Annotated in this window: 17 protein-coding genes and 1 pseudogene; 9 read left to right on the plus strand and 9 right to left on the minus strand. The window is 67.9% G+C overall.

Annotated features, from left to right (window positions below; translation table 11 throughout):
- Positions 1-13: 13 nt before the first annotated feature.
- Entirely contained in the window at positions 14-982 is a 969-nt protein-coding gene (locus ACV229_RS10450) for a LysR family transcriptional regulator (RefSeq protein ID WP_448083054.1), read from the minus strand.
- 429 nt (positions 983-1,411) lie between these two features.
- On the opposite strand from ACV229_RS10450, the gene ACV229_RS10455 reads away from it, so the two are divergent.
- From ACV229_RS10455 to ACV229_RS10470, 4 genes are all read left to right on the plus strand, one after another.
- Entirely contained in the window at positions 1,412-2,590 is a 1,179-nt protein-coding gene (locus ACV229_RS10455; RefSeq protein ID WP_448083055.1) for an HPP family protein, read from the plus strand.
- A 124-nt stretch (positions 2,591-2,714) separates the two neighbouring features.
- Positions 2,715-3,128, plus strand: coding sequence for a MarR family winged helix-turn-helix transcriptional regulator (locus ACV229_RS10460; protein ID WP_448074323.1), 414 nt, complete (start codon positions 2,715-2,717; stop codon positions 3,126-3,128).
- A 20-nt stretch (positions 3,129-3,148) separates the two neighbouring features.
- Complete coding sequence (locus tag ACV229_RS10465; protein WP_448083056.1) at positions 3,149-4,942, plus strand: chloride channel protein; 1,794 nt, start codon at positions 3,149-3,151, stop codon at positions 4,940-4,942.
- Positions 4,943-5,419: 477 nt separating this feature from the next.
- Positions 5,420-5,755 (plus strand): hypothetical protein, encoded by a 336-nt coding sequence (locus ACV229_RS10470; RefSeq protein WP_448083272.1) that lies wholly within the window; start codon positions 5,420-5,422, stop codon positions 5,753-5,755.
- Between the two features lie 111 nt (positions 5,756-5,866).
- Here ACV229_RS10470 and ppnP read toward each other — a convergent pair whose 3' ends face one another.
- Together ppnP and ACV229_RS10480 are read right to left on the minus strand one after the other, a co-directional pair.
- The gene (gene ppnP / locus ACV229_RS10475; protein ID WP_006478890.1) at positions 5,867-6,187 is read right to left on the minus strand and encodes a pyrimidine/purine nucleoside phosphorylase; all 321 of its coding nucleotides are present in this window, start codon (positions 6,185-6,187) and stop codon (positions 5,867-5,869) included.
- A gap of 220 nt (positions 6,188-6,407) precedes the next feature.
- Positions 6,408-7,310, minus strand: a complete 903-nt coding sequence (locus ACV229_RS10480) for a LysR substrate-binding domain-containing protein (RefSeq protein ID WP_448083057.1) — start codon at positions 7,308-7,310, stop codon at positions 6,408-6,410.
- Positions 7,311-7,493: 183 nt separating this feature from the next.
- Here ACV229_RS10480 and ACV229_RS10485 point away from each other — a divergent pair, with 183 nt between their 5' ends.
- Both ACV229_RS10485 and ACV229_RS10490 read left to right on the plus strand, forming a co-directional pair.
- On the plus strand, positions 7,494-8,675 hold the full coding sequence (locus ACV229_RS10485) for a M20 aminoacylase family protein (RefSeq protein ID WP_448083058.1): 1,182 nt from the start codon (positions 7,494-7,496) through the stop codon (positions 8,673-8,675).
- 40 nt (positions 8,676-8,715) lie between these two features.
- Positions 8,716-10,035, plus strand: coding sequence for an MFS transporter (locus ACV229_RS10490; protein ID WP_448083059.1), 1,320 nt, complete (start codon positions 8,716-8,718; stop codon positions 10,033-10,035).
- Positions 10,036-10,164: 129 nt separating this feature from the next.
- Here the strand turns inward: ACV229_RS10490 and ACV229_RS10495 are convergent.
- The 5 genes and pseudogenes from ACV229_RS10495 to ACV229_RS10515 all read right to left on the minus strand — a co-directional run bounded on the left by ACV229_RS10495 (position 10,165) and on the right by ACV229_RS10515 (position 15,337).
- Positions 10,165-11,278 (minus strand): annotated as a pseudogene (locus tag ACV229_RS10495) (porin).
- Between the two features lie 56 nt (positions 11,279-11,334).
- Positions 11,335-11,754 carry a DoxX family protein gene (locus ACV229_RS10500; protein WP_448083060.1) on the minus strand — a complete coding sequence of 140 codons (420 nt, stop codon included), beginning with the start codon at positions 11,752-11,754 and terminating at the stop codon, positions 11,335-11,337.
- Between the two features lie 174 nt (positions 11,755-11,928).
- Entirely contained in the window at positions 11,929-13,218 is a 1,290-nt protein-coding gene (locus ACV229_RS10505; RefSeq protein WP_448083061.1) for a cytochrome c, read from the minus strand.
- Positions 13,219-13,220: 2 nt separating this feature from the next.
- Complete coding sequence (locus ACV229_RS10510; protein ID WP_448083062.1) at positions 13,221-14,834, minus strand: GMC family oxidoreductase; 1,614 nt, start codon at positions 14,832-14,834, stop codon at positions 13,221-13,223.
- Positions 14,834-15,337 (minus strand): sugar dehydrogenase complex small subunit, encoded by a 504-nt coding sequence (locus ACV229_RS10515; RefSeq protein ID WP_448083063.1) that lies wholly within the window; start codon positions 15,335-15,337, stop codon positions 14,834-14,836. Before ACV229_RS10515 ends, ACV229_RS10510 begins: the two co-directional genes overlap by 1 nt.
- Positions 15,338-15,642: 305 nt before the next feature.
- Here ACV229_RS10515 and ACV229_RS10520 point away from each other — a divergent pair, with 305 nt between their 5' ends.
- The 3 genes from ACV229_RS10520 to ACV229_RS10530 all read left to right on the plus strand — a co-directional run bounded on the left by ACV229_RS10520 (position 15,643) and on the right by ACV229_RS10530 (position 24,652).
- The gene (locus tag ACV229_RS10520) at positions 15,643-21,711 is read left to right on the plus strand and encodes an alpha-2-macroglobulin family protein (protein ID WP_448083064.1); all 6,069 of its coding nucleotides are present in this window, start codon (positions 15,643-15,645) and stop codon (positions 21,709-21,711) included.
- A 7-nt stretch (positions 21,712-21,718) separates the two neighbouring features.
- The gene (pbpC, locus tag ACV229_RS10525) at positions 21,719-23,980 is read left to right on the plus strand and encodes a penicillin-binding protein 1C (RefSeq protein ID WP_448083065.1); all 2,262 of its coding nucleotides are present in this window, start codon (positions 21,719-21,721) and stop codon (positions 23,978-23,980) included.
- A 417-nt stretch (positions 23,981-24,397) separates the two neighbouring features.
- Positions 24,398-24,652, plus strand: coding sequence for a hypothetical protein (locus ACV229_RS10530; protein ID WP_448083066.1), 255 nt, complete (start codon positions 24,398-24,400; stop codon positions 24,650-24,652).
- A 195-nt stretch (positions 24,653-24,847) separates the two neighbouring features.
- Here the strand turns inward: ACV229_RS10530 and ACV229_RS10535 are convergent, their stop codons facing one another.
- Positions 24,848-25,096, minus strand: a complete 249-nt coding sequence (locus ACV229_RS10535; protein ID WP_448083067.1) for an adhesin — start codon at positions 25,094-25,096, stop codon at positions 24,848-24,850.
- Positions 25,097-25,205: the final 109 nt, after the last annotated feature.

Here is a 25,205-nt window from a genome sequence, read left to right on the forward strand (position 1 = left end):
CACTACTCCAGCGTCACGCGCGCTTGCGGCCGCCCGGCGCGTGCTCGACGGTCAGGCGGTCCAGCTCGCGCAGGTCGTTTTCCAGCGCGGGCGTAAGCGTCGTGCGCAAATGTTCGAGGAAGGTCCGGATCTTCGCATCGAGATAGCGGCGCGTCGCGTACACCGCGTAGACGCTCAGCGTGTGCAGCCGGTACTCGGGCAGCACGCGGATCAGCCGGCCCTCGCGGATGTCGTCGAGCACCGTGTACAGCGCAACGCACGCGATCCCGCGGCCGGCCCGCACGGCGACGCACAGCGCGTCCGGCACGTTGACCTGGAACGGCGCCGGCGGCAGCTCGTACACCTGCTCGTCGCCGTCCTTGTGCTCGAGCCGCCATTCGTCGGCCGGCGACGCCGGCGTGTCGAGCCGCAGGCATGTGTGGTTCGGCAGGTCCTCCGGCGTCTGCGGCGTGCCGTGCCGCGCGAGATAGTCGCGCGACGCGACGAGCACGCTGCAGCTCGTGCCGCAGGTCTGCGCGACGTAGCCGGAATCCGGCAGCTGCGACGCGGTCACGATCGACACGTCGTAGCCCTCTTCGACGAGGTTCGGCATCCGCTGCGCGAGCGTCAGTTCGACCGACACGTCCGGGTTGTCCTCCTGATAGCGGACGATCGACGACACGACGTGGCTCTGCCCGAGCCCCGTCATCGCGTGGATGCGCATCTTGCCGGACGGCCGCAACAGCGCGTTGCGCGCCTCGGCATTCGCGTAGTCGATTTCCGCGAGGATCGATTTCGCGCGCTCGAAATAGCGCTGGCCGCTTTCGGTCAGGCCGAGGTGGCGTGTCGTGCGATGCAGCAGGCGCGTCTGCACGTGCGCCTCGAGGTTCGAGACGGCACGCGACACCTGTGCGGTAGTCGCGTCGATCTCCTTCGCGACCGCGGTGAAACTGCCGGCTTCGACAACGCGCACGAACAGGCGCATGTTTTCGAGCATGTCCATTGAATTGGCTTCGGGAAAGTAAGTGGGGAAAGCGTCGGCCGGGCTCGCGTCAGGTGGGGGACGGATCAGGGCCGAAGGCCGCACCGAGTCGATCACCGTGCCGGGACGAAGGCGGGAGAGCGGGCATCGCGTGCGGGGTCCAGGAGGTTCGGGAGAATTCTGCTGGCCGAATTGTACGCCGCCGCGGACAAAAATGTGCTGGAACGGCCGTGTGGCGCCGGTTTCGCCGGAACCGCCCGCATCGACCGATCCGGACGCACCGGGCGGCGACGCACGTTCGCAAGCCCGTCATTGACGTGAACAGCCCCTGGCGCGTCGCATGCCGGCAACATGTTGATGCAGCGCGACAATTTGTATCACAACGAGATATAATTGCGGCTTTCCGTCACACCCCGGCTCTCGCGCGCCCCACTTTTCGTCACACGTTCCATGTCGTCCGGCTCCCTCTCGTCACGCCGCACGTTGCGGCAATGGCTGCACAGCTTCCTCCCGCTTCCCATGACCCTCGGCTGGCGTGAACGTCTGCGCTCGTGTGCGGGCGCGCTGGTCGGCATCGCGACGGTCGGCTTCACGATGAAGGTCGTGCCGGGCGTGCCCGGCCTCGTGCCGCTGCTGGTCGCGCCGATGGGGGCGTCCGCGGTGCTGCTGTTCGCGGTGCCGGCGAGTCCGCTCGCCCAGCCGTGGTCGATCATCGGCGGCAACCTGGTCGCCGCGTCGGTCGGCGTCGCGTGCGCGCAATGGATCGCCGATCCGATCACGGCCGCCGCGGTCGCGGTGGCGTTCGCGATCGGCGGGATGTTCGCGTTGCGCTGCGTGCACCCGCCGTCGGGCGCCGTCGCGCTGACGGCCGTGCTCGGCGGGCCCGCGATCCACGCGCTCGGCTTCAGCTTCGTGCTCGAGCCGATCGCGCTGCAATCGGCGATCCTGCTGTCGGCCGCGCTCGTCTACCACGCGCTGACCGGCCACCGCTATCCGCATGGCGGCGCGCGCCCCGACGCGAAACCGCAAGCCGGCGCCGGCCGTGCGCCCGCCCGCGGCGGCTTCACGCGCGAAGACCTCGACGCGGTGCTCAAGCGCCGCAGCGAATGGCTCGACGTTGATCCGGACGACCTCGAAGCGCTGCTGCGCGAAACCGAGATTCAGGCGTACGCGCGCACGTTCGGCCAGCTCACCTGCGCGGACCTGATGACGAAGCGCGCGATCAGCGTCGCGCCGTCGACGTCCGTGACGACCGCGCTGACGATGCTCGACCGGCACCATGTGAAGGCGCTGCCCGTCGTCGACGCGGACCACCGCCTCGTCGGGATCGTCACCCGCGCCGACCTGACGCGCCAGACGCGCCGCCCGACGGCGCTGTGGCAACGCCTGTCCGCGCGCCTGCCGGAATCGATCGGCGGCCAGCCCGCGAGCGTCCATACCGTGATGAGCCGCGATGTCGCGTCGGTGCCGCAGACGATGCCGCTCACCGCGCTCGTGCCGCTGTTCACGCACTCGGGGCACCACCACATTCCTGTCGTCGACGCGTCGCGCCGGCTCGTCGGCATCATGACCCAGACCGACCTCGTCACGGGCCTGTACCAGCAGACGCAAATGCTCGAGGCCGCTTAACAGGACACTGCGAGGACACAGCGAGGGCACCGCCGCGCCGCACATTCAGTCGCGGCGCAGCTCGTCCATTTATATCATGTTGTGATATATTTGCACGTTACCGTAACTGATCCTCAGAACGACGATGACCGACTCCCGACGCGCGCTGAACAAGTCCGACTTCCAGCAGCTCTCCGAATTCCGCTACCAGATGCGCCGCTTCGAGCGCTTCTCCGAGCGTGCCGCGCAGAGCGAAGGCGTGACGCCGCTGCAGTACCTGCTGCTGCTGCACATCAAGGGTTATCCGCATCGCGAATGGGCAACCATCGGCGAGCTCGCGGAACGCCTGCAGGCGCAGCACCATGGCGTCGTCGCGCTCGTGTCGCGCTGCGAGGCGCTCGGCCTCGTGAAGCGCAAGCCGAGCGAAACGGATCGCCGCCAGGTCGAGGTGCATCTCGAGGACGCCGGCGAGACGCTGCTCGCGCGCCTCGCCGCGATGCACCGCACCGAACTGAAGTCGCTCAAGGGCGCATTCCAGGTTCCACAACTCGATTTCTGACTCTTGCTTTCGCCACGCCGATGAACGCCCCGCACAAACGCGATTTCGCGACCAACGACCGCCTGCCGAAGATAGCGCTGCTTGCCGCCGTAATCGGCGTACTCAGCACGCTCGCCGCGTTCGTGCTGTTGAGCCTGATCCACCTGTTCACGAACCTGTTCTTCTTCCAGCAGTTCTCGTTCGCCGACCGCTCGCCCGCGGGCAACACGCTCGGCGCATGGGTGATCGCGGTGCCGGTGATCGGCGGGCTGATCGTCGGAATGATGGCGCGCTTCGGCTCCGAGAAGATCCGCGGCCACGGCATTCCGGAAGCGATCGAGGCGATCCTGTTCGGCAAGAGCCGGATGTCGCCGAAGGTCGCGATCCTGAAGCCGCTGTCGTCCGGCGTCGTGATCGGCAGCGGCGGCCCGTTCGGCGCCGAGGGGCCGATCATCATGACGGGCGGCGCGCTCGGCTCGCTGCTCGCGCAGTGCGTGAAGGTCACGGCCGCCGAGCGCAAGACGCTGCTCGTCGCGGGTGCCGCGGCCGGCATGACCGCCGTGTTCGGCACGCCGGTCGCCGCCGTGCTGCTCGCCGTCGAACTGCTGCTGTTCGAATGGCGCCCGCGCAGCTTCCTGCCGGTCGCGCTCGCCTGTGCGGTCGCCGGCTTCGCGCGCGCGCTGTTCTTCGGCGTCGACCCGCTGTTTCCGCTGACGACCGCCGCGCCGTCGCCGGTCGCGCTGTTGTCGTGCGTGGTCGCGGGCCTGCTGTCCGGCATGCTCGCGTGCGGGCTGTCGGCTGCGCTTTACCGCGTCGAGGACACGTTCGCGAAGCTGCCCGTGCACTGGATGTGGTGGCCTGCGCTCGGCGCGATCGTGATCGGCATCGGCGGCTGGCTGCAGCCGCGCGCGCTCGGCGTCGGCTACGACGTGATCGGCGATCTGCTGCATCAGCACATCGCGCTGCAGGTCGCGCTCGCGCTGCTGGTCGTCAAGGCCGTGATGTGGGTGATCGCGCTCGGCTCGGGCACGTCGGGCGGTGTGCTCGCGCCGCTGCTGATGCTCGGCGCGGGCCTCGGCACCGTGCTGTCGCCGGTGCTGCCCGGCGGCGATCCGGCGCTGTGGCCGCTCGTCTGCATGGCCGCGACGCTCGGCGCGACGCTCGGCGCACCGCTGACCGCGATCGTGTTCGCGTTCGGCCTCACGCACGATACGAATGCGCTGCTGCCGCTGCTCGCGGCGACGCTCGTCGCGCACGGCTTCGCGACCGTCGTGATGAAGCGCTCGATCATGACCGAGAAGATCGCGCGCCGCGGCTATCACATCTACCGCGAATACGGCGTCGATCCGCTCGAGCGGCACGACGTCGCCGAGGTAATGACGGACGCCGACAAGATCGTCACGATCGACGCCGCGGCGACGCTCGATATCGTCGAAGCGCAGTACTTCGGCGCGACGCAGACGCACCGCGCGTATCCGGTCGTGCAGAACGGCCGGCTGCTCGGCATCGTCGATCGCACGCTGCTCGACGCGCAACGCGCGAAGTACACGCCCGATACGCCGGTCGCGAACGTGCTCCCCGATCGCACGCCGGCGGTCGCGCTCGCGCACGAGACGTGCCGACTCGTCGCGACGCGTCTCGCGGTGCTCGGCCTCGAACGCCTGCCGGTCGTCGACGACGCACAATCGCTGCGCATCGCGGGCCTCGTGTCGCGCAGCGACCTGATCAAGCCCGCGCTGCAGCACTTCGACGAAGAACACAAGCGCGAACGCTTCCGGCCGATCGTGCCGGTCAACGCGCGCCGCCGCCTCGGTTCGCCGAACAAGGCCGGTTGATCCGGTTCATTCTCTCTACGCTGCCGGCACGCGCCGGCAGCGCCATCGATTCGGCACGTTCGCGCGTGCATCCTCGCCGACGCGAACGATCGCCGTCTGCCCGCCTCCGCGCATTTGAAGTTGCTTGACAGTTCGAGGCCCGAAAGTTTGTCATCATGTGTCTCATGCGACGGGGCCTTCATTCAGCCATTCCACGATAACGAGCCGTAGCGCGACATTCACACGAATGCCGCACGCCACGGCCGGCAACCTTCACACGCTCGGGCAGCGAGACCACCATGTGACGCTGTGCGTCACGACACCGGCATGCGAACGCATCGCATGCCGGATGCGCAGCATCGGATCCACCGTTTGGCAAGCGCCTTAACATCTTGTTTCGGAATCGTCGGAACCCCGCTTGCACGGTGCGATCTCACTTTACGCAGCGCAGTACTGCTGCGCATTGCGCTCATTCAATCACGACCCGAGGGAGATAACGTGAAATACTTACCGCTCATCGCATTGACCGTCGCAATTTCTGCTCACGCGGCCGATCCTTCGTCTGCAGTGCAAAACGTGGGGCAAAGCCAGAAACCCGCTCAGGACGTGTCGGCGTGCATCGCAAAGACCTGGGCAGACAAATCCCAGCAGCAGGTCGTGTCGCAGAACGTGCTCGCGAATGGCCTCGCGACCGACGTCTACGCACCGGGCCAGCAACCGCCGAACGGCGCGGCTGCAATGGTCCGCCCGGCCCAGACCGCCAGTGCGAAGACGTGGGTCGGCTTCCGCGGCACGGGCGCCGATGCGGCAGGCGACATCAACGCCTGCCTGTAACAGGCGCGCCGGATGGCCTCGCGCCATCCGTGAAGTCACGAGCCCCGCCTTGCGCGGGGCTTTTCCATACGACGACCGGCGCGACGCGGCAACGCACGCGCGCCGACGTCGTCACAGATAGCTGCAGACGTAGTCGAGCGTTTCCAGCACTTCGATGTCGAAGCGGCTCTTGCCCGGCACCGAGAACGACTCGCCTGCACCGTACGTCTGCCATTCGCTGCTGCCGTCGAGCTTCACGCGGCACTTGCCGGCCTGCACTTCCATCAATTCGGGCGCGTCCGTGCCGAAGTTGAGCGCGCACGGCAGGATCACGCCGAGCGTCTTGCGCGTGCCGTCCGGAAACAGCACGGTGTGCGATACGCACTTGCCGTCGAAATACACGTTGGCTCGCTTGACGACCGACACGTTGTCGAATTGGGTTGCACTGGTCATGTGACGCCTCTGATTGCTGGATGCTGATTTGCATGTTGTTGGAGATCGGCCGGCACCGCCGGCCGGCCGTAATGATACCGGCTCGCGGGCGACGCGCCGAAACCGCGTATCGCCCGGACGGCGCCGCGACGCCCGCGCGAACGCCGGACGGATGCGCGCAGCGGGCTGCGCAACATGTTCAGGATAACGTGATAACTCAACCGGCGCGCACTTCACCGATTCACCGCAGCCCTTGCCGCCGCGCGGAATCGCGCAGGCAGTCGAGCAGCATCGACGCGGCCGGCGTGAGCGGACTGTCGCGGCGCGTGATGACTTGCACGGATACGGCCGGCAGCCGCTCGCGGATCGGCAGCACCGCGAACCGGTCGCGCGCCCAGTCGGCGTCCAGCAGTTGTTCCGGCATCGACGCGAGCAAGTCGGACCCCGTCATCAGGCTGTGCGCGAGCCCGAAGCTCGGGCACTCGACGATCCGCGCGGGCACCGGCAGCCCATGCGCGACGAAACAGTTGAACAGCACTTGCGTCGAGCTTTCCGGCGACGGGTTCATCAGCCAGTCGGCGTCGACGAGATCGGCGAGCGACGTCGCGTTCGCGAGCGGGTGCCCCTTGCGCGCGACGATCAGCGACCGGCTCGCATAGAGTTCCGCATGATCGAACTCGGCCGCCAGCAGTTCGGGCACGACGACCGCCACCGCGAAATCGAGCGAGCCGTCGTGCAGCCGCGGCAGCGCAACGCCCGGGAAGCCCTCTACAAGACTCACGCGGGCGACCGGAAAACGCCGCCGGAACGCGCAGAACGCATCGGGCAGGATCGTCACCGCGGCGGCCGGCGTGATGGCCGCCGCGACGGAACCCGTCATCGCGCCCTGCGCCTGTTCGATGTCGTCACGCGCGCGCTGCATTTCGGCGACGATCAGCCGCGCGCGCACCTGGAGCTGCTGGCCGAAGCCGGTCAGCTGCACACCGCGTGCGGTGCGCACGACGAGCGACACGCCGAGCGCGATCTCCAGTTCCTTGACCGCCTTCGTCAGTGCCGCCGGCGACACGTTCAGGCGCCGCGCGGCCGCGCGGATGCTGCCCTCCTCCGCGACCGTGACGAACGCTTTCAGCTGATGGTATTTCATGGCAACGCGTGTGATACGGGATAACCCGGATGCATCGAGTGAACACCCGGTCAGGGTGTTCCCTAGCGGCAACCGGTGGTGAGCACCAAAGCAATTTATCAGCTTATGGTGCGCGAAAGAAATTTATATGCTTTGACGTCATATGCGCGTCAAACGCCACACTCGAGCCCCATTGGAGAGACCATGCAGCTTGCAAACCCCGTCATCCCCGGCATCGCCGCGATCGCGCCCGACCTGATCGACGTGCGCCGCCGGATCCACGCTCATCCCGAGCTGGCCTTCGAGGAGACGCTGACGAGCGACCTCGTCGCCGAACTGCTCGCCGGCTGGGGCTACGAGGTCCACCGCGGCCTCGGCAAGACGGGTGTCGTCGGCGTGCTGCGCGAAGGGCAAGGCACGCGCACGATCGGCCTGCGCGCCGACATGGACGCGCTGCCGCTCGCGGAAACGACGGGCCTGCCGTATGCGAGCCGCCATGCGAACAAGATGCATGCGTGCGGCCATGACGGCCACACCGCGATGCTGCTGTGCGCAGCGCGGCACCTCGCGGCGACGCGCAAGTTCTCCGGTACGCTGAACCTGATCTTCCAGCCCGCCGAGGAGAATTTCGGCGGCGCGAAGGCGATGATGGACGACGGCCTGTTCGACCGTTTCCCGTGCGACGCGATCTTTGCGATCCACAACATGCCGGGCCGCGCGGCGGGCGACATGGCGTTCCGCGCGGGCGCCGCGATGGCGTCCGTCGACAACGTGACGATCACGCTGCGCGGCGTCGGCGGGCACGGCGCGCTGCCGCACTTTGCGCGCGACCCGATGTCGGCGGCCGGCAGCATCATGGTCGCGCTGCAGACGATCGTCGCGCGCGAAGTCGACGCGCAGCAGGCGGCCGTGATCACGGTCGGCAGCGTGAAGGCCGGCGAGACCTTCAACATCATTCCCGAGACCGTCGTGATGAAGCTGTCGGTGCGTGCACTGAGCGCCGACGTGCGCCAGCTGCTCGCGCGCCGCATCGACGCGCTCGCGAAAGGCCAGGCCGAGAGCTTCGGCGTGACGGCCGACGTGCAGTACGACTACGGCTATCCGGTGCTCGTCAATCATCCGGAACCGACCGCGTTCGCGACCGACATCGCGCGCCAGATGCTCGGCGCGGACCGCGTCGAGGCCAATGCCGCGCCGCTGATGGGCAGCGAGGATTTCGCGTTCATGCTCGAGGCGCGCCCCGGCTGCTATGCGTTCATCGGCAACGGGATTGGCAGCAAGGGCGGATGCATGGTGCATAACCCCGGCTACGACTTCAACGACGACATCCTCGCGATCGGCGCGAGCTACTGGGTCCGCGTCGCCGAAGCCTGGCTCGCGGCCTGACGGCCCCTCATCTCGCAGTCTCGCGTTCATCGGGAGCACCATGGAAACGTCCGCCCTCAATTTCGCCGGCGCGCCGGTCGACGCGCGCGCCGCCGCAAAAAAGCGCCGCCTGATCGCCGCTGCCGCGGTCGGCAATGCGCTCGAGTTCTACGACTTCACCGTCTACAGCTTCTTCGCAATCCTGATCGGCAAGCTGTTCTTTCCCGTGCATTCGTCGTTCGGCCAGTTGATGCTCGCGGTCGCCAGTTTCGGCGTCGGCTTCGTCACACGGCCGCTCGGCGGGCTCGTGATCGGCATGTATGCGGACCGCGTCGGCCGCAAGCGTGCGATGATCGCGACGCTGCTGCTGATGGCGCTCGGCACCGCGACGATCGCGGTCGCGCCGACCTACGCGCAGATCGGCATCGCCGCGCCGCTGCTGCTGGTGCTCGCACGCCTGCTGCAGGGGTTCGCGTCGGGCGGCGAAGTGGGCGCGTCGACGACGCTGCTGCTCGAACAGGCGCCGCAGCATCGCCGCGGCTTCTATGCGTCGTTCCAGTTCTCGAGCCAGGGGCTCGCCGCGCTTGCGGGTGCATTGACGGGTGTCGCGCTGACGTCGACGCTGAATGCCGCACAACTCGAAAGCTGGGGCTGGCGCGTGCCGTTCATCATCGGCACGCTGTTCGTGCCGATCGGCTACTGGCTGCGTCACACCGTCGAGGAGGTGCCGGCTGCAACGCCAACGGCGGCGCCGCAGGAGAAAGTCGCGTCGCTGCCGCTCGCCGCCGTGCTGCGCCATCATGGCAAGGCCGTGTTCGCGGGGCTCGGCGTGACGATCGGCGGCACGTCGATCCATTACATCATCGTGTTCTACATGGCGATCTACGGCGTGCAGGTCCTGCACCTGCCGACGTGGCTGTCGATGACGGCCGGCTGCGTCGCCGGCGCGATCCTGATGCTCGTGACGCCGTTCGGCGGCTACCTGTCGGACGTGTACGGGCGCAACCGGATCGTCTGGTGGACGCGCGTCGCGCTGATGGCCGCGATCTATCCCGCCTTCATCGCGCTGAACCGCTGGCCGGGCGCTGCATCGCTGCTGTCGATCATCGGCGCACTGTCGGTCGTTCACGCGATCAACATCGGCGCAACGGGCGCGATGCTCGGCGAACTGTTCCCGCGCGCAGTGCGGGCGACGGGCGGCGCGCTCGTGTACAGCGTCGGCGTCGCGATCTTCGGCGGGTTTGCGCAGTTCTTCGTCACGTGGCTGATCGCGGCGACCGGCAACCCGAATGCGCCTGCGTGGTATGCGATCGGCTGCGGCGTGCTGACGCTGCTCGCGCTGCGGTGCATGGACGAGAAAGCGGGCAAGGCGCTCGATTGATCGACCGGCTGTCGCGATCGATGCAGTAACGTTGGCGGAGCCGACGCGACGGCAGCCATGCCGCCGCGTCGTGCGCAACGTCCCGGAACGGCGACCGGCGGACGGCGCCCCGGCAACATCGCGCGCGAATCAGAAGTTATGCATCATCCCGACATACGCGCCCGTCTGCGACTCCCCCGCCAGCGGGCTCGTGTTCGGGCTCGCATCGCGCGGCGTCGCGCGGCGTCGCGAGCAGCGAGAAGTTCGAGTTGCCGCCGTTGCGCACATAGGCGACGGTGCCGTACAGGAACGTGCGCTTCGACAGGTTGTACGTCGTGCCGAGCACGTACATCATCGCGTGGCCAGACGGATCGTGCGATGCATCGCCGCCGCCGTCGCCGACCTTCACGTAGTACCCGCCCCCCGTCACCGCCCATTGCGGATTCGCGACGTAGGTCGCGCCGAGCCAGAAGTGATCGGCGCGATCGGCGACGCCCGCGGGACTGTCGGGTGCCTGGTAGTGCGTATACGCACCCTGGATCTTGAACTTCGACACCTTCACGTTCGCGCCGACGAAATACTCGCGCGACGCCGTGAAGATGTTGCTGAACTTGCCGTTGTTGTCGCGCAGCTCGTCGTAGATGCCGCGCACGTCGAGCATCGGCGAGTGGTACGAGATCATGATCCCGTCCGAGCGGCCGAAATCGTCCGCCGCGCCGTAGTTGAACCCGCGCGACTGGTTGCCGAACGCATATTGCGCCTGCACGTCGAAGCCGCCGATCACCGGGCTGTGATATTCGACGTTGTTGCTGGTCTGCTGCCAGTTGCGCCCGCGCACGAGCGACGCCGACGAAAACGCCTGCTGGACGAACGGGTCGAATTCCCACACGCCGTCGCTGTCGATGAACAGGTTGCGGCCGGCCTGCAGCTGGCCCCACGTGTTGCTCTTCAGGCCGACATATGCGCGGCGCGACCACATCCGGCCGCCGCCCGTCGTGCCGTTCATCACCTGGAACGCGGTCTCCAGGTTGAACACCGACGACAGCCCGCCGCCGAGCTCCTCGACGCCCTTCAGCCCGAACATGCTGGTGCCCCAGTCGCCGCCCTCGGCACTCCAGCGCGTCGCGCTGCCGTTCGGCGTCGCGATGTGGTTCAGGTATTCGACGCCGCCGTCGATCCGGCCGTATAGCGTCACGCTCGTCTGCGCGCATGCGGCCGCAGGCGCGGCCGCCGCCATCAGCAATGCGAAGTGTTTGAATCGCAAGGTATTGCCCCCTCGGTGTCTTGACCGTACGACACGCGCCCCATGCGCGCGTCCGGTCAGCCGCGATCGATCGAAAAACGTCCGGGGCCGGCCGCGCAAAGCGCGAGCAGGCCGCCGGCGATCGCGAAGTTCTTGTAGAAATGAATCATGTTGTTCGCCTGTTCGCCGCCCATCATCGTCCAGTAGTGGTGGCCGATGATCGCGGCGGCGATCGTGTACAGCGCGAGCAGCAGCGCAAGCGGACGCGTGTAGAAGCCGACGAGCAGCGCGATGCCGACGAACAACTCCATCACGACGGCGATCGCGGCCGAGATGATCGGCGCGGGCGCCCCCTCGGTGCCCATGAACGCGATGGTGCCGGAGAAATGCATGAGTTTCGGCCAGCCGAACGCAATGAACACGATGACGATCAGGATACGGGCAAGCAACAGCAGCACGTCGCGTTGCGACGCGAGAAACGATTGGCGCGGTGTCATGGTGATCGATCAACGAACGCGATGCGCGACGCAAACGCGCATCCACATGTCAATGAACCAGGACGGGCGACGGCGATCGCCGCCCGCCCCGCTCTGCAACAACCGCATCGGGCGCCGCCCGATGTGCTGCGCGCCTCCTTTCGTGAAAGTTGGCTGCCCACCGCCGCGCGCCGCTCAGCGCAGCTTCGCGACGTCCTGCTCGGTCACCTTCGCGGCCGGATTGCCGAACTGCCCGGTCAGGTAGTTCGTCAGCGCGGCGATCTGCGCATCCGACAGCTCATGACGGAACGCCGGCATCCCGACATCTTCGCTGCCCGCCTTGCGCTGCACGCCGTTCAGGATCACCTGCACGAGATTGGTCGGATTCGACGCGCCGACCGTCGAGTTGTGGAACAGCGACGGATAGTAGCCATCCGGCGTGCCCTTGCCCTGCATCTGGTGACAGGTCGCGCAGTTGCCGAGATACAGGCGCGCCGCGTCGATGCCCGACGACGCGAGCGGGATGCCGCGCAGCTTCAGGCCGTCGTCGGCGGGCGTGCCCCACGCGGTACGCGGCTGCTTGACGCTGCTGTCGGCGACGGCCGGCACCGTGCGGATGTACGTCGCGATCGCGCCGATGTCCGCGTCGGTCATCTTCGAGAAGCTGTGCTCGACCGCCTCGGCCATCGGTCCGGCCGCCTGCGCGACGCCCGGCACGCTGCCCGTGCGCAGGTACTGCGCGAGCTGCGCCTGCGTCCAGCCGCCGATCCCCGCGTTCGGATCCGACGTGATGTTGTAGCCGTCCCAGCCCGCGAGCACCGAACCCGACAGGAAGCTGCCGCCCGTCTCGTCGACCGACTTCTCCTGCATCGCGAAGCCGCGCGGCGTGTGGCACGTGCTGCAGTGCGCGAGACCCTGCACGAGATACGCGCCGCGGTTCCACTCGACGCTCTGCGACGGTTTCGGCTCGTACGCGCCTTCCTTGAAGAACAGCCAGTTCCAGATCTTCAGCGGCCAGCGCATGCTGAGCAGCGCCGGGATCTCGTTCTTCGGCGGCGTCTGCTTGACCGGCTCGACACCGTGCATGAAGTACGCGTACAGCGCCTTCACGTCGTCGTCGTTGATCTTCGTGTACGACACGTACGGCATCGCCGGATACAGGTTGTCGCCGTTCTTCGACACGCCGTGCCGCACTGCGCGCTCGAAGTCCTCGAACGTCCAGTTGCCGATGCCGGTGTCCGGATCGGGCGTGATGTTGCTCGTGTAGATCTTGCCGAGCAGCGGCACGGGCATCGGCAGGCCGCCCGCGAACGGCTTGCCGCCTTTCGCCGTATGGCACGCCATGCAGTCGCCGGCGACCGACAGGTATTCGCCGCGCTTCACGAGCGCCGCGTCGGCGCCGCTGCCGGTCGCGTCGTCGGCGCGGGCCAGGCCGGGCAGCGCGAGGCAGCCGGCCACGAGGAAGGTGAGAGTATGTTTCAGCACGGTCAGACTTCCTTCTTCAGCGTGTCCGAGATCCGCAGCGCGAGCGCCGCGATCGACAGCGTCACGTTCACCGTGCCGACGGTCGGCATCGTCGAACTGCTCGAGATGAACAGGTTCGCATGGTCGAACGTGCGGCAATCCTTGTCGACGACCGAGTCGCGTGCATCCGCGCCCATGATCGTCGCGCCGGTGATGTGGTTGTTCGGCGCGAACTCGTCGTTGAACACGACGTCGGTGCCGCCGAGCACCTTCGCGGCCGTCGCGTAGACTTCGCGCGTATGCACCGCGCCGCGCTTCACGTAGTCGTCGATCGCGTAGGTGATCTCCGGACGCGGGATGCCGACCGCGTCGGTCGCCGTCTTGCTCGGCACGATGCGGTTCTCCGGCTGCGGCAGGATCTCGTGGAAGCAGTCGAACTGCACGTAGCGCGCGGAGCGGTCACGGATCTGCGCATCCAGCTCGGCGGGCTTCAGCAGCTTGCCGGCCTTGAAGATCTTCTGCGTTTCCTGCTCGATCCGCGACATGTTCGACAGGTGGATCTTCTTCGCCGCCTCGGTCGCGCGGAACGGGCCGTCGCGGAAGCCGATCAGCGACGTCATCTCCTGCGGGCCGCGGCCCGGCCACAGCTTCTCGCTCGCGTAGAACGACACGCCGGTGCCCGGGTGGTCCATCAGGTTGCGGCCGACCATGTCGGAGCTGTTCGCGACGCCGTTCGGGAAATCGCGGTTCGCCGACATCAGCAGGATCTTCGGCGTCTCGATGCCGTTCGCGGCCAGCACGAAGTACTTGCCCTCGACGCGATGGTCGGCGCCCGTCTTGTCCTTGTAGATCGCCGCGACGATGCGTTTGTTCGCGCCCGTCTCGAGCTTGTAGACGACCGCGTTCTCGATCAGCTTCGCGCCGGCCTGCTCGGCCTTCTCGACGTGCACGATGCCGTTGTACATCGCGCCGATCGGGCAGATCGGCATGCAGTTGTTGTTGCCGCAACAGGTCGGCCGGCCGTCATACGGGCGGCTGTTGCGCGCGACCGGCTCGGTCACGACGTGGAACTTCGGGTCGTAGTTGTTGAGCGCGGTCTTGATCGTCTGCTCGCTGTACGACAGCGGCAGCGGCGGCATCGGATACGGCGCCTTGCGCGGCGAGTACAGGTCTTCCTCGGGGCCCGGGCCCCACACGCCGAGCTCTTCCTCCGCACGCTGGTAATAGTGCTCGAGATCGTCGTACTGGATCGGCCAGTCGCGGCCGACGCCGTACACGGTCTTCATCTTGAAGTCGTTCGGGATGAAGCGCCACGCGGACGCAGCCCAGTGCCACGTCGTGCCGCCCACCGCGCGAATGTACTGCGAGTTGAACTTGTGCTCGCCCTTCAGGATCAGGTAGTCGTTCGGCGGGCCGTATTCCGGATGCGGCGCCCACGGGCTCGACGGGTACGGCGCCATGAAATCCATCTTGTCCGGCTGGTTGCGGTAGCGCTCGACGATTTCCCAGCGCGGCATGCGCGGGCCGGCCTCCAGCAGGATCACCGACTTGCCCGCCATCGCGAGCTGGTGCGCAACGATCGCACCCGCGACGCCCGACCCGACGACGACGACGTCGGCTTGTTGTGTATCGGCCATCAGGCTTGCCTCTCGATCGGTTTTTCGGCCCAGAAGCCGGGTTTGTTCGGGCAGTACGTGCGGATCACGAGCGTATCGGATACGACGCCGTACATGAGTGCCTCTTCGTAGGTAATCACGACGTTGTCGACGACACCGAGGTACCACGCTTCGAGAATCTTCAGCGCGAGCCCTTCCTGGTCGGGATTCAGCGTGCCCGCGGACAATGCGCCCGCGAGTTGCGACAGGCTGTCGGCCGTCGTGAACGAGCCCTTCTGCAGCGCCTGCATCAGGCGCTCGCCGACCAAGCGGTTCAGCGGCTTCTTGCCGGTCAATGCTTCGGAGAGCGTCATGAACGTATCGAGCGGCGCGGCGGCCGGGTTATCGGCCAGCGCCTTCAGCGCGAGCGAGCCCGTGAGGCCCGCGGCGGTCAGCGCGAGTGCGCCCTGCAGCCATTGGCGCCGCGTGATGCCGCCGGCAGCGTCGCTGGCGCGACGCGAGTGGGGAGTGTTGTCGTTGTGCATGCTTCCTTCTCTCGGACGCCAGATTCGGGAAAACCACGCTTGATATTTCTCAAACTTTGGCGCGGGGCCTGAAATGTACGCGCACAATTCGGATCGGACAATCTTTTTATAGTCCATTAAATGTTCCGCAATCCGGGACAATCGACATTTCGCCGGGTTTTTGTGTCGTCGGCGCGACATGTGTGCGATGTGCACCAACGTGTCGCACAACGGTGCCAAGCTTTCGGCCCGCAAGTGCACGGATGCCGGTCGGTTAGAATCGCGTGCAACCAATCAGAAAGCTTCCCTCCGAGGGCAATCGAGCGATGAAGCAACGCGACAACGACAAGCAAAACAATTCCTGTCGAATCATCAAGCGACTGCTATGGCGCACCAGTGCCGTCGCGGCGCTCGGGGCCGCCGCGGTGCTGTCGCTGCAGGCCGGCGCGGCGCGCACGGTGAGCGTGTCGCCGCAAGGCACCGTCGCCGAAGTGCGGCAGTCCGTCGTCAAGTTCGACGAACCGATGGTCGCGTTCGGCTCGGCGTCCGCGCCGAACCCCGCACGCGTCACGTGTAACGACTCCGCCGCCGGGCGCGGCCAGGGCCACTGGCTCGACGACAAGACCTGGGTCTACGACTTCGAGAACGACCTGCCGCCGGGCGTGCGCTGCTCGGTCGCGCTCAACGACGGGCTGCGCTCGGTCGCCGGCAACGCGGCCACCGGCCCGCGCCGCTTCACGTTCCAGACCGGCGGCCCGTTCCCGGTGTCGGTGCGGCCAGGCTCGCGCGAGATCGAGGAACGCCAGGTGTTCGTGATCAAGCTGAACGGCCCGGCCGAAGAACGCTCGGCGCTCGCGAACATCTGGTGCGAGGCGGCCGGCATCGGCAACCGCATCCCCGTCGAGAACGCCGATGCGGACACGCGCAAGACGCTGCTCGACCACTTCGACCTGAAGAAGGACGCCGCGCGCGTGCTGACGCTGTCGTGCGCGCAGGCGCTGCCGTCGAGCGCAAAGATGCAGCTCGTCTACGGCAAAGGCGTCGCGAGCCCGAGCGGCATCGCGAACGACACCGAGCGCCGCTTCGATTTCACCGTGCGTGCGCCGTTCGCCGCGAGCTTCTCGTGCGAACGCGAAAACGCGAAGGCGCCGTGCACGCCGCTGCGCCCGCTCACCCTCTCCTTCAACGCGCCGATCACGCGCAAGAACGCCGAAGCGATCCGGCTGCGCGGCCCGGACGGCTCGTTCGCGCCGAACTTCGTGCCGGAAGACAAGAGCGAGGAAGTGACGACCGTCACGTTCGCCCCGCCGCTGCCCGCGCAGGCTGCGCTGACGATCGAGCTGCCGTCCGGCCTGCGCGACGTCACCGGGCGCACGCTCAGCAACGCCGACCTGTTCCCGCTCGCGACGCGCACTGCGCCGATGCCGCCGCTCGCGAAATTCTCGTCGGGCACGTTCGGCATCGTCGAACGCTTCGCCGAACCCGGCATGCCCGCGCTCGTGCCGGTCACGCTGCGCAACGTCGAGGCCGACCTGCACATCGCGGGCCTCAACGCGGGCGGCGCGCAGTTCTCCAACCTGAAGGTCGAGAACGACACAGCGATCCGCCAGTGGATGCGGCTCGTCGAGCGCTTCGACAACTGGTCGATGACGGCCGGGTCGATCGACGATCAGATCCCCGGCCTGCTCCGGCGCGGCGGACAACACCCTGTATACGTGCCGCTCGAGGCAGGCGAACACCAGCCTGCGCCGAAGGACCGCCGCATCGACGTGCGTTCGCTTTCGCTGTTGAAAGGCGAAGCCGGTGTGCAGACGCTGACGCTGCCGAAGGCCGATCCGAAGACGCTGCGCCCGTTCGAGATCGTCGGCGTGCCGATCGACAAGCCCGGCTTCTACGTGCTCGAACTCGCGTCGCCGGCGCTCGGCCGCTCGCTGCTCGCGAAGCCGTCGAGCATGTACGTGCGCACCGCGGTACTCGTCACCAATCTCGGCGTGCACTTGAAACAGGGCCGCGAAAACAGCGTCGTGTGGGTGACGACGCTCGACAGGGGCAAGCCGGTGCCGAACGCACAGGTGCGCGTGTCCGACTGCAACGGCGACGAGATCGCGGCCGGCAAGACCGACGCGCAGGGTCTGCTGAAGATCGACGGGCCGTTCGAGCCGAAGCACGCATGCAAGTCCGATCGCTACGACGACTACTTCGTGTCGGCCCGCGTCGACGATCCGAAGACCGGCCCCGACATGGCGTTCGTCAGCTCGGGCTGGAACCGCGGCATCGAGGCGTGGCGCTTCAACGTGCCGACCGACATGGACAGCGCGCCGACCGTGCGCGCGCATACCGTGTTCGACCGCACGCTGCTGCGCGCGGGCGAAACCGTGTCGATGAAGCATTTCCTGCGTCAGGAGACGCTGCAGACCCTCGCGTTCCCGTCGCGCTACCCGGCGCGCGTGACGATCCGCCATCTCGGCTCCGACCAGACCTACCGGCTGCCGCTGACGTGGGGCGCCGACCACAGCGCCGACACGCAATTCACGCTGCCGCCCGCCGCGAAGCTCGGCGAATACAGCGTGTCGCTCGAGGACGGCCCCGAGGATGCGCCGACCACCAGCTACTACAGCGGCAGCTTCCGCGTCGAGGCGTTCCGCCTGCCCGTCCTCAAGGGCTCGATCGGCGCGCGCGACGCGCAGAAGAGCCCGCTCGTCGCCGTGAAGGAAGCGCCGCTCGCGGTGCAGATCGACTACGTGTCGGGCGGCGGCGCGTCGAACCTGCCGGTGCAGGTGTCGGCGCTGATGAAATGGGCGTCGCCGCCATTCATCGACCGCTATGAGGATTTCAGCTTCGCACCGTACCGCCCCGACACGAGCGACGGGATGGCCGACGACGACGAGCAGGACGGCGAGAACGGCGGGAACGCATCGCGCGCGGACAACGATCCCGACGCGACGAAGCTGATCGCCGACAAGCTGCCGCTGACGCTCGACCGCAACGGTTCGGGCTCGGTCACGCTGAAGGGCTTGCCGGTCGTCGACGCGCCGAAGCGCCTCGCGCTCGAAGCGACCTTCGCGGACCCGAACGGCGAAGTCCAGACGATTCGCGGCGACACGATCCTGTGGCCTGCTGCTGTCGTCGCCGGCATCAAGGCCGGCCACTGGGTATCGGTCGGCCAGCGGGTGCCCGTGCAGGCGATTGCGCTCGACCTGCAGGGCAAGCCGCGCGCGTCGGTACCGATCGAGATCAAGGGCGTCGCGCACGTCACGACGTCGTCGCGCAAGCGGATGGTCGGCGGCTTCTACGCGTACGACAACAAGAGCGACACGCGCGACCTCGGCGTGCTGTGCTCCGGCAAGACCGACGACAAGGGCCGCATGTCGTGCGACGCGACGCTCGAGCAGGCCGGCAACGTGCAGCTGATCGCCGTCGCGAAGGACGGCGACGGGCGCACGTCGAACGCGTCGGCGTCGGTGTGGGTCACGCGCGAGGACGAGCTGTGGTTCGGCGGCGACAACACCGACCGGATCGACGTGATTCCCGAGAAGACGTCGTACGAAGCGGGCGAAACGGCCCGCTTCCAGGTGCGGATGCCGTTCCGCTATGCGACCGCGCTCGTCGCCGTCGAACGCGGCGGCGTGATGGAGACGCACATCGTCGAACTGAACGGCAAGAACCCGACCGTCGACCTGAAGGTCGGCGAATCGTGGGGGCCCAACGTGTACGTGTCGGTGCTCGCGCTGCGCGGCCGCATCCGCGAAGTGCCGTGGTATTCGTTCTTCACGTGGGGCTGGAAGGCGCCGCTCGACTGGGTGCGCGCGTTCTGGCGCGAAGGCCGCCACTACGAAGCGCCGACCGCGTTCGTCGACCTGTCGAAGCCTGCGTTCCGCTACGGCCTCGGCGAGATCAAGGTCGGCACGGGTTCGCACCGGCTCGGCGTGACCGTGACGACCGACGCGACCCGCTACACCGTGCGCGGCAAGGCGCAGGCGCACGTCAAGGTCACGCTGCCCGGCGGCCAGCCGGCGCCGGCCGGCACGCAGATCGCGGTCGCGGCCGTCGACGAGGCGCTGCTGGAACTGATGCCGAACAACAGCTGGGACCTGCTCGACGCGATGCTGCGGCGGCGCGCGTACGGCGTCGAGACGGCCACCGCGCAAATGGAAATCGTCGGACGCCGCCACTTCGGCCGCAAGGCCGTGCCGGCCGGCGGCGGCGGCGGCACCGCGCCGACGCGCGAGCTGTTCGACACGCTGCTGCTGTGGAATCCGCGCGTGACGCTCGACGCGAACGGCAGCGCGACCGTCGAAGTCCCGCTCAACGATGCGCTGACCCGCTTCCGGATCGTCGCGATCGCGGCCGTCGGCCCCGACCGCTTCGGCAGCGGCAGCACGTCGATCCGCAGCACGCAGGACCTGCAGCTGATCTCCGGCCTGCCGCCGCTCGTGCGCGAAGGCGACGCGTTCCGCGCGCAGGTCACGCTGCGCAACACGACCGAACGCACGATGAAGGTCGTCGTGACGCCGCATGCGACGGGCCTCGACGTCGCGCCGCAGACCGTATCGCTCGCGCCGAACAGCGCAAGCGAAGTGGCGTGGACCGTGACCGTGCCCGAGCAGGCGCTCGATGCAGCCGGCGCGCTGAACTGGCGCATCGAAGCCGCCGAGCAAGGCGGCGCGCGTGCCGCCGACGCGCTCGCGATCGCGCAGAAGGTCGTGCTTGCGCTGCCCGTCACCGTGCATCAGGCGACGCTCACGCAGGTCGACGGCACGCTCACGCTGCCCGTCGCGCCGCCGGCGGGCGCGGCGCCCAACGCGCAAGGCGCGCCGCGCGGCGGCATCGCGGTTTCGCTGCAGTCGAAGCTCGCCGACGGCCTGCCGGGCGTGCGGCGCTGGTTCGAGCGCTACCCGTACCGCTGCCTGGAACAGCAGGCATCGCGCGCGATCGGCCTGCGCGATCCCGCGCAATGGCAGGCGCTGACCGCGCGCATGCCCGTCTACCTCGACCGCGACGGGCTCGCGAGCTACTTCCCGCCCCCGTCCGACAACGATCATTACGGCAGCCCGACGCTGTCCTCGTACCTGCTCGTGCTGTCCGACGAAGCGAGCCGCCTCGATCCGCGCTTCGCGCTGCCCGAGGACGTGCGCACGCAGCTCGAGACCGGGCTCGCGCGTTTCGTCGAAGGCCGCATCGAGCGCGACACGTGGGCACCGCGCCAGGACCGCGACCTGCGCAAGCTTGCGGCGATCGAGGCGCTGTCGCGCTACGGCGCCGCGCAAGGCCGGATGCTCGGCTCGCTCGAGATCGCGCCGAACCAGTGGCCGACGTCGGCCGTGATCGACTATCACGCGATCCTGACGCGCGTGAAGGACATCCCGCAGCGCGACGAGAAACGCGCACAGGTCGAGCAGATCCTGCGCGCGCGCCTCACGTACCAGGGCACGCAGCTCGTGTTCTCGACCGCGCGCGACGACGATCTGTGGTGGCTGATGACGAACAACGAGACCAACGCGGCCCGGCTCGCGCTCGAGTTCGCCGGCGACCCGGCATGGAAGGACGAGATGCCGCGCGTGACGGCCGGCCTGCTCGCGCTGCAGCAGCGCGGCGCGTGGCAGACGACGACGTCGAACGCGCTCGGCCTGCTCGCCGTCGATCGCTTCTCGCGCACGTACGAAAGCACGCCGGTCAGCGGCACGACGAAGGTCGCGCTCGGCGGCGACGCGCGCACGATCGCGTGGTCGCAACCCGCGGCTGCGATGCCCGCGCCCGCACCTGCGCCCGCTACGCCGGCGTCGGCGACCCCGGCAACTCCGGCGACACGCGCCGCCGCCGCGCGCAGCGTGATGCTGCCGTGGCCGCGCGCCGCGCAGCCCGGCACGCTGAGCGTCGTGCAGGACGGCACCGGCCGCCCGTGGGCGACGGTCGAAAGCCTCGCCGCGGTGCCGCTGCGCGCGCCGTTCGCCGCCGGCTACCGGATCACGAAGACCGTCACGCCGGTGTCGCCCGCGGTCAGCGGCGTGCTGACGCGCGGCGACGTGGTGCGCGTCCATCTCGACATCGATGCGCAAAGCGACATGACGTGGGTCGTCGTCAACGATCCGATCCCGTCCGGCGCGACGATCCTCGGTTCCGGCCTCGGCCGCGATTCCGAGGCGGCAACGCAGGGTGAGAAGACGACCGACGGCACGTGGCCGGCATTCGTCGAACGCGACTTCGACGGCTACCGCGCGTATTACGACTACCTGCCGAAGGGCAAATTCTCGGTCGAATACACGGTGCGGCTGAACAATGTCGGGACGTTCGGCCTGCCGCCGACGCGCGTCGAAGCGCTGTATGCGCCGTCCGTGTACGGGCTCTGGCCGAATCCGCCGGTGACCGTCAAGCCGGCCGACGCGGGCAAGTCGTGAGCGCGCGATGAAGGGTTTCGCTGCGCTGCGGCCGGCGCATATTGCCTGTATTGCCGGCCGCCTCTTCATCGCGGTGGTGCTCGCGGCCCCGCTCGCCGCGCACGCGCTGCCGTCCTACGACGACGTGCGCCACCAATGGCGCAGCTCCGACTGGGTGCTGCTCGCGCGCGACGGCACGCCGCTGCAACGCACGCGCGTCGATCTCACCCAGCGGCGCGGCGACTGGGTCGCGCTCGCCGACGTGTCGCCCGCGTTCCGCGAAGCGATCGTCGTGTCCGAAGACAAGCGCTTCTATGCGCATAGCGGCGTCGACTGGCGCGGCATCGCGGGCGCCGCGTGGGGCAACCTGTGGAACGAGCGCACGCGTGGTGCGTCGACCGTGACGATGCAGCTTGCGGGCCTGCTCGGCGATTCGCCGCGCCGCTCGGGCCAGCGCTCGCTGCCGCAAAAGGCGTCGCAGGCCGTGAACGCGCTGCTGCTCGAACGCGGCTGGCGCAAGGACCAGATCCTCGAGGCCTACCTGAACCTCGTGCCGTTCCGCGGCGAGACGATCGGGCTCGACGCGATGTCGCACGCGCTGTTCGGCAAGGCGCCGTCCGGGCTCGACGTGCGCGAGTCCGCGGTCGCCGCCGCACTCGTGCGCGCGCCGAACGCGAGCGCCGCGAAAGTCGCCGAACGCGCGTGCCGGATCCTGCACGACATGCAAGCCGCAGACGCGTGCGCGTCGCTCGACGGCTACGTGCAGCTCGTCACGTCGCGCCCCGCGGGCGCCGGACGCGACGACGGCGCGGTGCTCGCACCGCATTTTGCGCGGCGCATCGCAGCCGAGGTCAGGCCGGCCGCGGGCGCGCAGGTCCGCTCGACGCTCGACGCGTCATTGCAGCGCTTCGCGCGCGATACGCTGACCCGCGCACTGACCGAGCTCAACGCGCCCGCCCATCGGCGCAACGTGCAGGACGGCGCGGTCGTCGTGATCGACAACGCGACCGGCGAGATCCGCGCGTGGGTCGGCTCGTCCGGCGCACTGTCGAACGCGCGCGACGTCGACGCGGTGCTCTCGCCGCGCCAGGCCGGCTCGACGCTGAAGCCGTTCCTGTATGCCGAGGCGATCGACGAGAAGCGGCTGACCGCCGCGTCGCTGCTCGACGATGCGCCGATCAACCTCGCGGCCGGCGGCGGCCTCTACATTCCGCAGAACTACGACAAGGACTTCAAGGGCTGGGTGAGCGTGCGCAGCGCGCTCGGCGGCTCGCTGAACGTGCCGGCCGTGCGCACGCTCGTGCTCGTCACGCCGCACCGCTTCGCGCGCACGCTGACCGCGCTCGGCCTGCCGCTCGCGCAGGAAGGCGACTATTACGGCTTCAGCCTCGCGCTCGGCAGCGCGGACGTCACGCTGCTGTCGCTGACCAATGCGTATCGCGCGCTCGCGAACGGGGGCGTCGCGCGCAAGACCATCGACTTGCCGGCTTCTGCCCCTGCTTCGGCTTCGGCTTCGGCTTCGGTGTCGACGCCCGCACGTGCGGCCGACGGTACGCGTGTGTTCAGCGAGTCGGCGACCTTCATCGTCACCGACATCCTCGCCGACAACAACGCGCGCGTGCGCACGTTCGGCTTCGACAACCCGCTCGCGACGCGCTTCTTCTCGGCCGTGAAGACCGGCACCAGCAAGGACATGCGCGACAACTGGGCGGTCGGCTACACGTCGCGTTATACCGTCGGCGTCTGGGTCGGCAACGCGGACGGCTCGCCGATGTGGGACGTGTCGGGCGTCACCGGGGCAGCGCCCGTCTGGTCGGCGGTCGTCGGCTACCTGCATCGCGATCTCGCGAGCCGCGCGCCGCGTCCGCCTGCCGGCGTCGAAGCGCGCCGCATCACGTTCGAACGCGACATCGAACCGTCGCGCAACGAATGGTTCGTCGCGGGCACCGCGGTCGATACGGTCCGGCTGGCGGCGCCTGTGACGTCCGGCAAGGACGGGCCGCGCGCACCGCTGACGATCGGCGCGCCGACCGACGGGACGATCTTCGCGATCGATCCGGATATTCCGCCGAAGAACCAGCGGATCTGGTTCGAGCGCACGTCGGGACACGCGACGAAGTTTTCGTGGCGGCTCGACGACAAGGTGATCGGGCACGCGGATCGTGTCGCGTGGCTGCCGTGGCCAGGGCGGCATCGGCTCGAACTGGTCGACGCGCGCGGCAATGTCGCGGATACGATCAGCTTCGAGGTGCGAGGGGCGTTTGCGAAGGCGGGTGCGCGGCGGCCTTGAGCGGGACCACACCGGCGCCCTTTTCGCCGGCTCGTGGCAAACGGGTCTTCGGGTGCAGTGTTTCTCCTGTGCCGGATCGCCCTCGCTGTCCGGACGGCGTTGCCCGGCTATCAGTTGTTTGATATTCGTCAATTGATACCACGCCCGGCTCTTTCAGGATCGAAGCGCTCTCTCGACATTTCCATTGATCGTTCAGCAGCATAACCAGCCACCTGACAAATCGAAAGGTTTTGGGCTTCTGCCGATGGGTGGCTATCTGGGTGCGCGAGCGGAGCGCTGTGGCACCCGTCATGTAACGCAGCCGGGCCGGGGACGCCGGTTGTGCGGATTTACACACCCCGCGCCTTCGTGTAGCGTCATCTGGTCAAGCATGAACATTCAGAATGTCCGCGGCCCCATCGGGGAATGGGAAGCACGATGAAGAAATCCAAGACATGTGCGCGGGTTGCCGTGATTTTCCTGGCGCTGGGTCTGTATCAACTGTGGTCGTTTTTTGACGCCATCCGCACCGGCTGCCTGCAAATCGGCGCGCAATTGATGTGCAGCTACCAGAACGAAGGGAATTTCCAGTCGTCGAACGACGCGCAACTGCTGTTCGGTTGCTTGTGGCTCGCGGCGGCTGGTTATTTCGTTGCTGCCGCTATTGAGGCGAGGAAGAAGAACAAGGCGTAGCCGGAGCGGATCGACTCCGGTGGCGTCGTGTGGCGGCGATGTGTCGGCGATTGAGGGGCGGCAGCGGCTGCAGGTCGGGCGCTGCCGACTTGGTGGTTGCCATGATCACCAGGCCGCAGGACACGCGCGACCGGGTTCACGACCTCAGGTCGGTCGTCGGTGCATCGCGCGCGCAAACAGCCCTTCTCGTTCTCTTCAATTGTCGGCGATCGCCACGTCCTTCCCACCCCTGCCCGTCACAAGGCAGGCCGACATGAACGCCTCGCTCTGGCTGCTGGCCGCGGCATCACCGAAGCCACGGCTGAGCGCGTCATACTTCACCCGCTCCGAGCCCTGGGCGCACGCAAGCGGGCTGGCATCGCGACCGTGCGCATGCAGAAGTGCCCTGTCGGCTATGAGATACGTCAGCAGCGCGAATACAGCGATGTGTACGGCTCTTCTCATGGTTCGTCTCCTCGTTGCTCAAGAGTAACGCGGAGGGTTTTTGCGGCGCACTTGGGGGTTCCCCGGAAATGGTCTGCGGAAACTGGGGCTCGAGAAGGTGCTTGAGCCC

This window comes from Burkholderia sp. MR1-5-21 (genome assembly GCF_053427715.1).